At 62.8% G+C, this 13,667-nt stretch carries 15 protein-coding genes; 9 read left to right on the forward strand and 6 right to left on the reverse strand.

What is annotated here, in order from left to right:
- The first annotated feature begins 3 nt into the window (after nucleotides 1–3).
- The gene (gene iolG, locus HPQ62_RS05480; protein WP_174801524.1) at nucleotides 4–996 is read left to right on the forward strand and encodes an inositol 2-dehydrogenase; all 993 of its coding nucleotides are present in this window, start codon (nucleotides 4–6) and stop codon (nucleotides 994–996) included.
- Between the two features lie 3 nt (nucleotides 997–999).
- On the opposite strand, the gene HPQ62_RS05485 is transcribed toward iolG, so the two are convergent.
- A complete protein-coding gene (locus tag HPQ62_RS05485; protein ID WP_174801525.1) occupies nucleotides 1,000–1,656 on the reverse strand; it encodes a ribonuclease HII in 657 nt (218 codons plus the stop codon).
- A 113-nt stretch (nucleotides 1,657–1,769) separates the two neighbouring features.
- Nucleotides 1,770–2,882, reverse strand: coding sequence for a PA0069 family radical SAM protein (locus HPQ62_RS05490; RefSeq protein ID WP_342343685.1), 1,113 nt, complete (start codon nucleotides 2,880–2,882; stop codon nucleotides 1,770–1,772).
- A 178-nt stretch (nucleotides 2,883–3,060) separates the two neighbouring features.
- Here HPQ62_RS05490 and HPQ62_RS05495 point away from each other — a divergent pair, with 178 nt between their 5' ends.
- Nucleotides 3,061–3,579 carry a glycosyltransferase family protein gene (locus HPQ62_RS05495; protein ID WP_174801527.1) on the forward strand — a complete coding sequence of 173 codons (519 nt, stop codon included), beginning with the start codon at nucleotides 3,061–3,063 and terminating at the stop codon, nucleotides 3,577–3,579.
- 21 nt (nucleotides 3,580–3,600) lie between these two features.
- Here HPQ62_RS05495 and moaB read toward each other — a convergent pair whose 3' ends face one another.
- Genes moaB through HPQ62_RS05515 form a run of 4 tightly spaced genes read right to left on the reverse strand, consistent with a single transcriptional unit; the run spans nucleotide 3,601 to nucleotide 7,869 of the window.
- On the reverse strand, nucleotides 3,601–4,134 hold the full coding sequence (gene moaB, locus HPQ62_RS05500; RefSeq protein WP_174801528.1) for a molybdenum cofactor biosynthesis protein B: 534 nt from the start codon (nucleotides 4,132–4,134) through the stop codon (nucleotides 3,601–3,603).
- Nucleotides 4,131–5,015, reverse strand: coding sequence for a 4-(cytidine 5'-diphospho)-2-C-methyl-D-erythritol kinase (locus HPQ62_RS05505; protein WP_174801930.1), 885 nt, complete (start codon nucleotides 5,013–5,015; stop codon nucleotides 4,131–4,133). Before HPQ62_RS05505 ends, moaB begins: the two co-directional genes overlap by 4 nt.
- 5 nt (nucleotides 5,016–5,020) lie before the next feature.
- Nucleotides 5,021–6,799 carry a tetratricopeptide repeat protein gene (locus HPQ62_RS05510; protein WP_174801529.1) on the reverse strand — a complete coding sequence of 593 codons (1,779 nt, stop codon included), beginning with the start codon at nucleotides 6,797–6,799 and terminating at the stop codon, nucleotides 5,021–5,023.
- Between the two features lie 53 nt (nucleotides 6,800–6,852).
- Nucleotides 6,853–7,869, reverse strand: coding sequence for a polyprenyl synthetase family protein (locus HPQ62_RS05515; protein ID WP_174801530.1), 1,017 nt, complete (start codon nucleotides 7,867–7,869; stop codon nucleotides 6,853–6,855).
- Nucleotides 7,870–7,971: 102 nt separating this feature from the next.
- Between HPQ62_RS05515 and HPQ62_RS05520 the strand changes: the two genes are divergently transcribed.
- The 7 genes from HPQ62_RS05520 to HPQ62_RS05550 all read left to right on the forward strand — a co-directional run bounded on the left by HPQ62_RS05520 (nucleotide 7,972) and on the right by HPQ62_RS05550 (nucleotide 13,639).
- Complete coding sequence (locus HPQ62_RS05520) at nucleotides 7,972–8,202, forward strand: putative signal transducing protein (protein WP_174801531.1); 231 nt, start codon at nucleotides 7,972–7,974, stop codon at nucleotides 8,200–8,202.
- On the forward strand, nucleotides 8,199–8,999 hold the full coding sequence (locus HPQ62_RS05525) for a tRNA1(Val) (adenine(37)-N6)-methyltransferase (protein ID WP_174801532.1): 801 nt from the start codon (nucleotides 8,199–8,201) through the stop codon (nucleotides 8,997–8,999). Before HPQ62_RS05520 ends, HPQ62_RS05525 begins: the two co-directional genes overlap by 4 nt.
- A gap of 88 nt (nucleotides 9,000–9,087) precedes the next feature.
- A complete protein-coding gene (locus tag HPQ62_RS05530) occupies nucleotides 9,088–9,948 on the forward strand; it encodes a S49 family peptidase (RefSeq protein ID WP_174801533.1) in 861 nt (286 codons plus the stop codon).
- A gap of 42 nt (nucleotides 9,949–9,990) precedes the next feature.
- Complete coding sequence (locus tag HPQ62_RS05535; protein ID WP_174801534.1) at nucleotides 9,991–10,179, forward strand: hypothetical protein; 189 nt, start codon at nucleotides 9,991–9,993, stop codon at nucleotides 10,177–10,179.
- Nucleotides 10,180–10,550: 371 nt separating this feature from the next.
- On the forward strand, nucleotides 10,551–12,044 hold the full coding sequence (gene putP / locus HPQ62_RS05540) for a sodium/proline symporter PutP (RefSeq protein ID WP_174801535.1): 1,494 nt from the start codon (nucleotides 10,551–10,553) through the stop codon (nucleotides 12,042–12,044).
- Nucleotides 12,045–12,131: 87 nt separating this feature from the next.
- The gene (locus tag HPQ62_RS05545) at nucleotides 12,132–12,527 is read left to right on the forward strand and encodes a (R)-mandelonitrile lyase (protein WP_174801536.1); all 396 of its coding nucleotides are present in this window, start codon (nucleotides 12,132–12,134) and stop codon (nucleotides 12,525–12,527) included.
- A 161-nt stretch (nucleotides 12,528–12,688) separates the two neighbouring features.
- Entirely contained in the window at nucleotides 12,689–13,639 is a 951-nt protein-coding gene (locus HPQ62_RS05550; protein WP_174801537.1) for a glycine--tRNA ligase subunit alpha, read from the forward strand.
- Nucleotides 13,640–13,667: the final 28 nt, after the last annotated feature.

A 13,667-nucleotide genomic window follows, 5' to 3' on the forward strand; every position in this document is an offset into this window, starting at 1 on the left:
AACATGGTCACGAAGATAGCGCTTCTGGGTGCGGGCCGAATCGGCAAGGTACATGCAAAGGCGATCGCCGCAGACCGGCGAGCCCGTCTGGTGGCGGTGGCCGATGCCGTGACCGCCGCAGCCGAGGCGATCGCCGAGGCCTGCGATGCGCGCGTGATGACGATCGGCGAGATCGAAGCCGACACATCCATCGATGCGGTGATCATCTGCACGCCGACCAACACGCATTCCGATCTGATCGAGCGTTTTGCGAAGGCCGGCAAGGCCATTTTCTGCGAAAAGCCGGTGGATCTCGATGTCGAGCGCGCCAAGGCCTGCGCTGACGTTGTGAAGTCTCTTGGCGCGCGCGTCATGCTGGGCTTCAACCGCCGCTTCGATCCTCATTTTCTGGCCGTTCGCGAAGCGATCGATGACGGCAGGATCGGCGATGTTGAAATGGTGACGATCGTCAGCCGCGATCCCGGCCCGCCGCCTGCGGACTACATCAAGGTATCAGGCGGCCTGTTCCGCGACATGACCATCCACGATTTCGACATGGCGCGCTTCCTGCTCGGCGAGGAAATCACCAGCGTTTCCGGCACAGCCTCGGTGCTCGTGAACCCGGAAATCGGTGCGCTTGGCGATTTCGACAGTGCAAGCCTGGTTCTGGCGACCGCGAGCGGCAAGCAATGCGTGATCTCAAATTCGCGCCGCGCTTCCTATGGCTACGATCAGCGCATCGAGGTGCACGGTTCGCTGGGTTCGGCTTCCGCGGAAAACCAGCGCGCCGTCTCCATCGAAATCGCCAACAAGGATGGCTATACGCGTCCGCCGCTGCATGATTTCTTCATGACGCGCTACACCGCCGCCTATGCGGCCGAAATCGCAGCCTTTATCGACAGTATCGAAAACGACACCGACCCTTCGCCCTCGATCGAAGACGGATTGAAGGCGCTGACCCTTGCCGATGCCGCTTTGCGGGCGGTGAAGGAGCAGAAGACCATCACCCTCGGCTAGACGCTAATCCGTCTGCCGCAGCGGGCGGAAGCTCATGCGGTGGAGCGGACAGGGGCCGGCATCGAGAATGGCGGCGCGATGGACGGCCGTGCCATAGCCGGCATGGCCGGCAAAGCCATAGGCAGGATAAATGGTGGCGGCCTGCGCCATCATCCGGTCGCGCGTGACCTTTGCGATGATGGAGGCAGCGGCAATCGAGACAGAGCGGGCGTCGCCCTTGATTACGGCCTCCGCGCGGCATGAGATGCCAGGTGGCCGATCCCGGCCGTCAGTCAGGACCATCGCCGGGGCCAGCGGAAGACCAAGGACAGCGCGGCGCATCGCATCAAGCGAGGCTTGCAGGATATTGATCCGGTCGATCCGCGCCGGACTGCTGGAGGCAACCGAGACGACTGCGCTCTCCAGGATCGCGTCGAACAGCAGGTCGCGCGCCTTGGCGGAAAGCTTCTTTGAGTCGTTGAGCCCTTCCGGGATATTGTCCGGATCCAAAATCACGGCTGCCGCCACGACCGGACCCGCAAGCGGCCCCCGGCCGGCCTCGTCGCAGCCTGCAACCGGCCAGAGCCCATTGGCGCGAGCGGCAAGCTCCATCGAAAAATCGGGCGCTTTCAGCGGCAGATCGAACAGGGCGGGAGAATCGGAAGGTCGGGGAGATGACATGGCGTCATTTCACACCGCCTTCCGATCTCCCGCAAGTCCCCTTCAGAGCAATAAGCTCATGTGCGGCAGTAAGGGGACTTCTTCGGCAGGGTCCAAGGGTTCTCCCGGCCGGATCAGAAAAGGCTGAGCTGGGCGCCGCCGCCATCGGGCGCGGCAAACAGATCCTCGCGCAGCGCCGTGGAACGCCGCATCAGATGAAGCCGCTTGACCGCCATCTCGAAGCGGCGGGCAATCTGCCAGGCATAGGGTCCGCTGCCTTTCATCCGCTTGCCGAATTCGGCATCGTAGTCCTTGCCGCCGCGCATGGAGCGGATCAGGCTCATCACATGACGATAACGGTCCGGGTGATGTTCCAGAAGCCAGTCCTTGAACAGCGGCGCGACTTCGAGCGGAAGCCTGAGCAGGATATAGCTTGCCTCCGTCGCCCCGGCGGCAGCGCCGCTGTCGAGAATGCGCTCAAGTTCGTGATCGGTGAGAACCGGGATGATCGGGGCTACCGAAATGCCGACGGGGATGCCCGCGCCGGAAAGAGCGCGGATCGTTTCAAGCCTGCGGGGCGGGGTGGCGGCGCGCGGTTCCATCGCGCGCGCAAGCTTCCGGTCAAGCGTCGTCACCGACATCTGGACCTTCACCAGATGCTTTTCCGCCATGGCCGACAGGATATCGAGATCGCGCAGGATCAGCGCGGACTTGGTGGTGATCGATACCGGATGGTTGGCGTCGGCCAGCACTTCCAGCACCTGACGCATGATCCGCCACTCCTTTTCGACTGGCTGATAAGGGTCGGTATTGGTGCCGATCGCAATCGTCTTCGCACGGTAGCCCGGTTTCGAAAGCTCACGCGCGAGCTGGCGCGGCGCATCCGGCTTGGCAAAAAGCTTGGTTTCGAAGTCAAGACCGGCAGACAGCCCCATGAAGCCATGGGTCGGGCGGGCGAAGCAATAGATGCAGCCATGCTCGCAGCCGCGATAAGGATTGATCGAGCGCTCGAAGGGAACATCCGGGGAGGCATTGCGGGTGATGATCGACTTCACCTTCTCGACCTGCACCTCCGTGGAGAAGGCTGGCAGATCCTCGTCGATCTCCCAGCCGTCGTCGAAGCGTTCGCGGCTTTGCGGTTCGAACCTGCCGGAAGGATTGGCAGTCGCGGCGCGGCCACGTCTGCGCGCAGTTTCGATCGGCTCGAAGTGATGGGCCGAGGACGGCGTGATGCCGGCGATGTCCATATTGAATGCGTCGTCCATGATCATCTCCCGTCGCGCTTGCCGAGGAGGCACCCATCGGCAGCGCATTGAGGGAAATATAGGACATGGTTAAGAACAAAACAAGAACATAAACCATGGCTCCCGCTGCATGTGGTCGTTTTCCCTTGGCAAGACCCCCTTAATCTGGGTATTTAGCGTCATGATTAGCGTGCTGATTGAAAGCAGAAATCAGGAAGCCGAGCTTGCCCACACACTGTCCGCCCTCGTTTCGGGCGCGGTCGAAGGGCTTGTCAGCGATGTCATCGTTCTGGAACATGGTGCAAATGAGGGTGTCGAGCGGGTCGCTGACGCCGCCGGTTGCCGCTTCCTGCGGTCATGGAACCTGCCCGATGTCATCGCAGAAGCGCGGGGCAACTGGATTCTCGTGCTTGAGCCCGGAGCCAGGCCGTTGTCCGGATGGGTCGAGGCGGTTTCCGAACATATCGCGCTTGAAGAGCGGGCAGCGCGGTTTTCCCTTTCAAGACGCCACCGCCGCTCGCTGTGGAAGCGCCTGTTTTCGCGCCCCTGCGCGCTCGAAGTCGGCGTGCTGATGCCGAAGGCAATGGCGGTGGAGAAGGCGTCGAGCGCGGGTGATTCGCCTTTCCTGCTTGCACGCAGACAGGTCACGCGAAGGCTCTCCTGCGAAATCATTCCCGCATGGGCAATGCTGCGCGCCTGATGCGCGTTTGCCGCCTGATGCTCAGGTCTTGCGCTTCAGGTGCTCCTCGAGCCGCGGCATGATCTCCACGAAATTGCAGGGTGCGTGCCGGTAGTCGAACTGCTGGGCGATGATGCCGTCCCAGCCATCCTTGCAGGCGCCGGGCGAGCCCGGCAGCACGAAAACGAAGGTCCGCCCGACAAGACCGGCGGTCGCCCGCGACTGGACGGTGGAGGTTCCGATCTTTTCGAACGAGATCCGATGAAAGATCGCGGAAAATCCGTCCATCCTCTTGTCGAACAGCGGCTCGATCGCCTCGGGCGTGACGTCGCGGCCGGTAAAGCCGGTTCCGCCGGTTGTGATCACCACGTCGATTGCATCATTGGCGGCCCACTCCTGCACAGCCGCGGCAATGGCCGCCCTGTCATCGCCGACGATCCTGCGATCGGCAAGCAGATGCCCTGCCTGTTCGATCCGTTCGGCAAGCGTTGTTCCCGACCGGTCATCGGAAAGCGAGCGGGTGTCGGACACCGTCAGCACGGCAAAGCGCACCGGAATGAAGGGGCGATCGCTCATCGGCTTTCTCCTTGTGCTTTCGTGGCAACAACAAACCATTCGGGGAAGGCTGAGGAAAGGTTGCGCGCTGCAGCGTCGGCTTCCGCCTCATTGCCGTAGATCCCGAAACAGGTCGCGCCGGAGCCGGACATGCGCACCAGCATGGCTTCCGTCTCGCAAACCGCATCCATCACGGCGTTGATAACCGGCGCAATGCCGCTTGCGGCAATCTGAAGGTCGTTGCGGCTTTTTTTGATCAGGCAAAGCCAGTCTTCCTTCGACTGCGGCATGGGGCCATCGAGCATCGGCGCGTTGTCGCGCTGCGTCAGGGCCCGGAATATGGATGGCGTCGAGACCGGCTGCAGCGGATTGACGAGAACGAGGTGAAGGTCGGGAAGACCGGATGCCGGCGTCAGCGCTTCGCCGATCCCGCGCGCAAGCAGCGGCCGGCCCATCAGGCACATCGGAACATCGGCCCCGAGCGAAAGCGCCTGCTCCGGCGAAACGGTCTCCGCCAGATTCCAGAAGCGCGCAAGCCCGCGGAGCGTCGCCGCTGCATCCGCAGACCCGCCGCCGATGCCGGAGGCGGGCGGCAGCCGCTTTTCCAGATGGATATGGACCGGGCGGGCGCGTTTGCCCTGAGCCTCTGCATGTGCGCGCACAAGGTTGCGCGCCTTCAGGACGAGGTTGCCAGTGTCCGGATCGTCGCCGCGCGGCAGCTCGTCGCCGAAGCGGCCCGACAGCGTGAAACGGTCGCTGTCGGCTTCGTTGAACGTCAGAATGTCGCCGAAATCGGCGAAGGTCACCAGCGTATCAAGCAGGTGATAACCGTCGCTTCGACGCCCCGTGACGTGAAGCGCAAGGTTTATCTTGGCGCGGGCGTGAAGCGTCGCGCCGGCCATGGTGGTCACGGCGTCTTGACGGCGTCTCCGTCTCCCTCGGGTGCGCTGGCGACCGGCGCTTCCTCGTTTTCGGGCGTCAGCCCGTTGGCGATCTTGTCTTCGAGGGATGGCACCAGATCTTCGGGCGGATCGCCGGCCAGCGCCTTCCTCCACTCGTAGATCGCTTCGAGCTTGCGTCCGACCTTCCAGTAGGCATCGCCCAGATGGCCGCTGATCGTCGGATCGCCGGTGTCCAGAGATACGGCGCGTTCAAGCTCGCGCACGGCCTCTTCATAGCGGCCGAGCTTGTAGAAGGCCCAGCCGAGCGAATCGACGATGTAGCCGTCATCCGGGCGCTGATCGACGGCTTGCTGGATCAGGTCCAGCCCCTCGTCGAGATTGATCCCCTGATCGATCCAGGAGTAGCCGAGATAATTCAGAACCTGCGGCTGGTTGGGATAGAGCTCCAGCGCTTTCTTGAAGTCTGCTTCCGCCTTGTCCCATTGTTTCAGCCGCTCATAGGCAATGCCGCGACGGTAGAAGATGCCCCAGTCCTCCAAAGCCGCGACCGGGCCGATATGGTCGACGGCCTGGTTGAGGATGTCCGCCATCGCCTCGAAATTCTTCTCCTGCGAGTAGACGCCGGAAAGCGCCAGATAGGCGCGCCTGTCATCCGGATCCTCCTTGATCACGGCAAGAAGGTGGTCCTGGGCTTCGTCAAGCCGGTCGAGCCCGGCAAGCGCCAGGCCCTGCTGCAGCTCGGCAAGCCGGTACTGCGGCGCAGATGCCGGAATACGCGAGAAATAGGAAAGCGCCCGTTCCGGCTTGTCGTCGGCAGCGGCAACAATGCCCTGAAGGTAGAGCACGTCGGTGTCGTATGGCGCCATCGCTTCGGCGAGCGCCAGGTAAAGCTTCACGATGTCGTCGCTGCCCCCCTGGTTCAGCGCTGCCGCCACTTCGAACAGAACGCTGCCGGCACCTTCTGCCGCGGTCTCCGGAAGGCTCTGCATCGGATCGCCGGCTTCGATGCGTTCGCGCACCGGGTTCAGCACGGCCGGGTTCAGGCCATAGGTCTCGGCCGTCGAAACCGTGTCCAGCGCCTTGCGGGTATTGCCCGCCTCGGCCTCGATTGCGGCAAGCGCGATGACGGTCTTCAACATGGTGTCGGGCGAGGTGCCGCCGCCTTCGCGGTCCAGAAGCGCCGCGTTGAAATAGCGGCGCGCCTTATCGGTGTCGCCGGATGCCGCGGCAATCGCGCCGGCATTGTAGTTGGTGAAGAGATCATACCAGGGCGGGCCGGAGAGCGCATCGATCGTCTTCAACGCCTCGCTGGTCTTCCCGTCGCCATACTGCGCCCAGGCCACCAGCAATCCCGCGACCAGATCGTTGAGCGGCGCTCCACCATAGGCCTTGAAATGCGGAATGGCCTCTTCGTAGCGCTTGTCCTGCAGCGCCGCGAGGCCAAGCGAAAGGTCGCGCAGCGGAACAAGCTGCGGCTCGTCCGAGGTCTTGGGCGCCTGCGCTTCGGCGGCCTTCAGATCGCCGTTGAAGATCAGCGTGATGAACAGCTGATTGTTGGTGCCGATATCATAGGGTTCATGCTGCAGCGCGCGGCGGAAATAGGCAATCGCGCGCTCCAGGTCATTGTCCATGGCTGCGGTCTGGCCTGCCAGCAATGCACCCGCGAAGCTGAGCGCGCCCTGCGCGTCATACACAGGATCGCTGACGATCGCGTCCTTGGCAAGCGCCGGCAGCGGCAAGACAAGTGCTGCGGCAAGAAGTGTCGTCCTCAGGCGGCGTTTCATCAGGCTCCGCTCCCTTTCATGTGCTGTGCAGGCATTTGCAGGCCGCGCGCCGGTCAATTGATCCGCGCGATGCAGAAATCGATCACTTCCTCAAGCGCATGCCGGCCGGCGGAGTGCGGCAGGCCCGACAGCGCATCGCGCGCCGCCTCGCCGTAAGACAGGGCACGCTCGACAGAATCGGCAAGCGCGCCATGTTTCTTGATGAGGATTCGGGCTTTTTCGAGAGCCTTGTCATCATTCTGGCCGTCTTCGATGGCGCTGCGCCAGAAAGCCTTCTCGCTGTCGTCACCTCGCTGATAGGCAAGGATGATCGGCATCGTCACCTTGCCCTCGCGGAAGTCGTCGCCGACATTCTTGCCGAGATCGGCGCTGTTGCCGCCGTAATCAAGCACATCATCGACAAGCTGGAAGGCAATGCCGAGCGCCATGCCGTAATCGCGCATCGCCTTGCGGTCGGCATCGGATGCGCCGGCAATGATCGGGCCGACTTCGGCAGCGGCTGCAAACAGCTCCGCCGTCTTGCCCCGGATCACGGAAATGTAGTCTTCCTCGGATGTTTCCATCTTCTTCGAGACGGAAAGCTGCAGCACTTCGCCCTCGGCAATCACCGCAGCGGCATCGGAAAGCACGGAAAGCGCTTCCATGGAACCGGTCTCGACCATCATCCGGAAGGACTGGCCAAGCAGGAAATCACCCACCAGAACGCTCGCCTGGTTGCCCCAGATCATCCGCGCGCTGGACTTGCCGCGCCGCATGTCGCTCTCGTCAACCACGTCGTCGTGCAGCAGGGTGGCGGTGTGCATGAACTCGACGCTGGTGGCGAGCCGGATATGGTGATCGCCGCGATAACCGTAGAGCGCTGCGGTCGCGAGAGTCAGCATCGGACGCAGCCGTTTGCCACCCGAGGAAATCAGATGGTTGGCAACTTCGGGAATCATCTCGACGTCGGATCCGGCCTTCGACAGGATGAGCGCATTGACGCGTTCCATGTCGGCTTTCGTCATGTCGACGATGGGCTTGACCGAGCCTGCGGATTTGTTCTCTTTTACCAGTGGTGTAACGGCGCCCAAGTGAGCTCGCTCCTTTTCATGCAATCCAGCCGACAATAGGCAGCGGTGTCAGCAGCGACAAGGGGTGACGGTTCCTTTTTAATCGAAATTCAGGAGTGATGAATGGCCCTTACCAAACTGATGCGGACCAATGATGCCGTGGTTCTGGGCCTCGTGGAAAGCCTGCTGAAGGAGGCTGGTATTCACTTCTTCGTGGCGGATCAGTCGATGAGCATCATGGAAGGCTCGCTCGGCCTTCTGCCGCGACGGCTGATGGTGGATGAGAGCGACGAGGCGGAGGCGAGGGCGCTTTTGACCGATGCGGGTCTCGGCAAGGAGCTTGAGCCGGAATGACGGAGGAGACCGTCGACGCCTTTCATCGCGGCGCCTTTTACCTTGTCCAGCCCAAGGGCAGGGGGCACCGCGCCGGCATGGATGCCATGCTGCTTGCCGCGATGGTGGGCCCGCTTCAGCCGGGCGGGAAAGGGCCGCTCAAGGTTGCCGATCTCGGCGCGGGCGCTGGCGCCGCGGGCTTTGCCGTCGCGTCCCGGATTCCGGAGGCGGAGGTGTCGCTTTTCGAACTGTCGCCCGAAATGGCCGACTATGCGCGCCGCTCAGCGGCACTGAGCGAGAATGAAGCGACAAATCAGCGCATCCGCGTGTTCGAAGCCGATGTGACCCTGAAAGGTGCCGCCCGCAACGCGGCAGGGCTTGTCGATGACGGCTTCGACCACGTCATCATGAACCCGCCCTTCAACGAGGCGCGGGATCGCAAGACGCCCGATCCGTTGAAGCAGGTCGCCCATGCCATGGCAGAGGGCCTGTTCGAGGCATGGATCCGCACGGCGGGCGCGATCCTGAGGCCGGGCGGCCAGCTGTCGCTGATCGCCCGCCCGCAATCGCTCGCCGAGATCATCGCCGCCTGCGGAAAGCGATTCGGCGGGCTCGAGATCACGCCGGTCCATGCCCGCGCCGAAGAGGATGCCTTCCGGATCCTCGTGAGTGCGATCAAGGGATCGCGTGCCCGCCTGCAGATGCGGCCGGCCTTCATCATGCATGGACAAGACGGTCATGCCTTTCTTGGAGCTGTTGACGACCTCAACAACGGCCGTTCGCACTATCCTCGCCGCGTGACCGGTAAATCCGTCTGATTGCAGGCTTTTTCCGCCGTCTTGCCCTTGTCTTCCGCGCTTTCACGCATACATGCGCTCCATCGAGATTGAACGCCGAGAGGATGCGATGAAAAGCCTGATTGCCGGTCTGGTGCCGAAGAAGTTCCGCAAGGACAAGACGATCGTCCCGGTCGTGCGGCTTGCCGGCACGATCATGGCGAGCAATTCCCCGGGACGGCGCAATCTGAACCTTGCAACCGTCGCGCCTGCTCTCGAGAAGGCGTTTGCGATGAAGGATGCGCCCTGCGTCGCCATCTCGCTCAATTCGCCGGGCGGCTCGCCGGTGCAGTCTCGGCTGATCTATCAGCGCATCCGCGCGCTGTCCCAGGAGAAGCGGAAGACGGTGCTGATCTTCGTCGAGGATGTCGCTGCCTCCGGCGGCTACATGATCGCCCTTGCAGGCGACGAGATCCTTGTCGATCCGACTTCGATCGTCGGCTCCATCGGCGTGGTATCGGGCGGCTTCGGCTTCACCGGGCTGATCGACAAGATCGGCGTCGAGCGCCGGGTCTATACCTCCGGCGAGAACAAGGTGATGCTCGATCCGTTCCAGCCCGAGAAGCAGAAGGATGTCGAATTCCTCAAGGGCCTGCAGAACGAAATCCATCAGGTCTTCATCGAAATGGTCAAGGAGCGTCGCGGCGCCAAGCTGTCCGATGATCCCGAGCTGTTCTCCGGCCTGTTCTGGAGCGGTCTCGGCGGCGTCGAGCGCGGGCTTGTCGATGGCGTCGGCGATATGCGCACGGTGCTGAAGAGCCGCTATGGCGACAAGGTTGAACTGAAGCTCGTCACAGGCCCGTCGACCATGCTCGGGCGCAAGCTTCCCGGCGTCAGCGGCATCAGCGGCGAGGAAATCGCCGCAGGCCTGGCAACGGGTCTTGCCGAAACGGCAGAAGATCGCGCATTATGGGCGCGGTACGGCCTGTGACCCCATTGAAGAGGATCGCGGCACATTGGGAAGGAGCATGACATGGGACGACTGATGTTTCTGGCGGCCATCGCCGGCGGTGGCTACATGCTCTACCGCAAGTTCATCAACGATGCAGAAGCCCTTTCCGCGCGCGGCGACCAGAAGCGCGCCGAACAGAAGAACGGTGCGACCGGGACGCTGGTACAGGACCCGGTGACGGGCGAATACCGCGTCAAGAACGCCGACTGACGCTCCCGATAGTTCTTTCACATCCGTTTCTCCGGCACTGAATGCGAAAAGTCGTGCTTCGTGGTGCGATTTGCCGATGGACTTTTGGCCTTGCAATCAAGAGGCGCGCGCGCCGCCTATTGCGCTTCGCGGCCTATTGCGCTGTTTACCATCAGGGATGCTCTCTTCCTTCGCCGCTTGCCGCTTCTTTCCGCACAGTGCTAAGCTCGCCCTTCGAACGGTCAATGGGGATTCGCGCTTACAAGACGCGGCAACCGTTCGGCTGGAGTTGACTGTGCGCCGTATAGAGGCCAACTCCGCGGCAAGGGAAGGCGCGGCGGCCATTGGCTTTCGCGACTTCCTCCTTGAGGGACCAAGCGAAGGAGAGGGCCATGAACCTTGGTATCACGATCAGCCTGACCGCCTATTTTATGCTGATGATCGGCATCGGCATTTATGCATGGCGCAAATCGACATCGAATTCCGAAGAGTACATGCTGGGCGGACGCCAGCTTTCGCCGGGCGTGGCAGCGCTTTCCGCCGGCGCATCCGACATGAGCGGCTGGCTGTTGATGGGGCTTCCCGGCGCGCTTTTCGTCTCCGGCCTGACTCAGAGCTGGATCGGCATCGGCCTCGTCATCGGCGCCTTTTTCAACTGGATCATCGTCGCGCCGCGCCTGCGCGAACAGACCGAGCGCTATGACAACAGCCTGACGATCCCCGAGTTCCTGTCCAAGCGCTTCCCGAGCAGGGCCCTGTCGCTGCGCAGCATTTCGGCGATCGTCATCGTGGTGTTCTTCTCCGTCTACACCGCCTCCGGGCTGGTTGCCGGCGGCAAGCTGTTCGACACCGCCTTTCCGGACCTGATCCATATCGGCAATATGAGCGCCTATCAGACCGGCATCTATCTGACCCTCGGCATCGTCCTGATCTACACCATGGTCGGCGGCTTTCTGGCGGTCAGCCTCACCGACTTCGTCCAGGGCTGCATCATGATGCTGGCGCTGGTGATCATGCCGATCGTCGTGCTCATCAAGGCCGGCGGTTTCGGCGTATCCGAAGCGCGGATGATGAGCGTCGATCCGAACTTCCTGTCGATGTTCCACGGGTTGACCGTGATCGGCTTCCTTTCGGCGGTCGCCTGGGGGCTCGGCTATTTCGGCCAGCCCCACATCATCGTCCGCTTCATGGCCGTTCGTTCGGTTGAGGATGTCCCGCGCGCGCGCAATATCGGCATGGCGTGGATGATCATCTCGCTTGCGGGTGCTGTCGGCGTCGGCATTTTCGGGCGCTCCTATACCGTCGGCAACAATGTCAACGTCCCCGATCCGGAAACGATCTTCATCATTCTCGCCAACCAGCTCTTCATTCCGCTGATCACCGGCTTCCTGCTGGCTGCGCTTCTCGCCGCCGTGATGAGCACGATCTCGAGCCAGCTTCTGGTGGCCTCGTCCTCGCTCACCGAGGATTTCTACCGGCTGTTCCTGCGGCGCAACGCCAGCGAACGGGAAATCGTCAATATCGGCCGCCTGTTCGTTCTGGTCGTGGCGATCGTTGCCGCCGTCATCGCCCACAATCCGGATTCGGAAGTGCTCGACCTGGTGTCGCATGCCTGGGCGGGTTTCGGTGCTGCCTTCGGTCCGCTGATCATCCTGTCGCTGATGTGGCGCGGCATGTCGGGCGCGGGCGCCGTGGCTGGTCTTGTGGCCGGAGCGGTGACGGTGATCCTCTGGATTTCCTTTGGTCTCGACCAGAAATTCATGGGTGGCCCCGGCATCTACGAAATCATCCCGGGCTTCATCGTCGCCTGGCTTGCGATCTGGCTGGTGAGCCTCGCAACGCCGACAAAGGACGAATTCCGCGCCCTGCCGAGCGCCGCGAAGTAACACGATCGCGGCCGCCCGGTGGGCGGCCGCTTCTCGGCCCGCGCACACCGCCTTGGAATTTCAAAACCACGCTGAAGGGCTAAGTCCATGAGGATCATCGAAAACCGAGATCAGGCATCCGCCGCCGGTCCTGCCGATTGGTTCACCGGCAAGGTCCGCATCGACAGCCAGTTCGCGCCGCCGGAACCGGCGAGAGCCGCTGCCGCCGTCGTCACCTTCGAGCCGGGGGCGCGCACCGCCTGGCATACCCATCCGCTCGGCCAGCGCCTTCTGGTGACAGCGGGCGAGGGCTGGGTGCAAAAGGAGGGCGGGCCGAAGATCGTTATCCGGCCCGGCGATACGGTCTGGTTCGAGCCGCACGAAAAGCACTGGCACGGCGCCACCGATAAGAAGGCCATGACCCATGTGGCGATCCAGGAGGCGGAGAACGGCTCTCCCGTAACCTGGATGGAGCAGGTCTCCGACGCGGATTACCTGGGCTAGAGGATAAGCGGGCGCCCGCAATCGCGACTGTATGCGATGGGTTTCGCGGACGGGTACCTTCGGGGCCCGGTTTCGGCAACCGCGCCGATGCTCGGCTTGACCCCTTGGCGCTTCCGTGGCACTCAGCGCTGACCCTTCAATGAAGACAAAGTCTGCTTGCCATGTCCGACGCGACGCTACCGCCCCATATGCACCCGACCCGCTCCTTTCAGGGGCTTATCCTGACATTGCAGGCCTATTGGGCCGACAAGGGCTGCGCCATTCTGCAGCCCTATGACATGGAAGTGGGCGCCGGCACGCTGCACCCCTCGACCACGCTGCGCGCGCTTGGGCCGAAGCGCTGGAACGTCGCCTATGTCCAGCCCTCGCGCCGTCCGGCCGACGGCCGCTACGGCGAGAACCCGAACCGGATGCAGCACTACTACCAGTATCAGGTGCTCCTGAAGCCCTCGCCGCCGGACCTGCAGGAGCTTTACCTCGGCTCGCTGAAGGCGATCGGGCTTGATCCGCTGCTGCATGACGTCCGCTTCGTCGAGGACGACTGGGAAAACCCGACCACCGGTTCGGCCGGTCTCGGCTGGGAATGCTGGTGCGACGGCATGGAAGTCTCGCAGTTCACCTATTTCCAGCAGGTCTGCGGCATCGAATGCGCGCCGGTCGCCGGCGAACTGACCTATGGCCTCGAACGCCTCGCCATGTATGTGCAGGGCGTCGACAAGGTCTACGACCTGAATTTCAACGGCCGCGAGGGCGATGAGAAGGTCACCTATGGCGATGTCTTCCTGCAGACCGAGCAGGAATATTCGCGCCACAATTTCGAATACGCCAACACCGAGATGCTGCATCGCCATTTCAACGATGCCGAGGCCGAGTGCAAGGCGCTGCTTGCCGCCGGCCACCCGTCCGAGCCCGGCATGCTGCACCGCTGCGTGTTCCCGGCCTACGACCAGTGCATCAAGGCCTCGCACCTCTTCAACCTGCTCGATGCGCGCGGCGTCGTCTCGGTCACCGAGCGCCAGAGCTACATCCTGCGCGTGCGCACACTGGCCAAAGCCTGCGGCGAGGCTTATCTTCTGACCGAAGCAGGCGGATACAAGCCAGAAGCCGCCTGACAGGTCACTGCGCGGTTTCCGCGCTCTC

The sequence above is a fragment of the Martelella limonii genome (assembly GCF_013344475.1).
Classification (GTDB): Bacteria; Pseudomonadota; Alphaproteobacteria; order Rhizobiales; family Rhizobiaceae; genus Martelella; species Martelella limonii.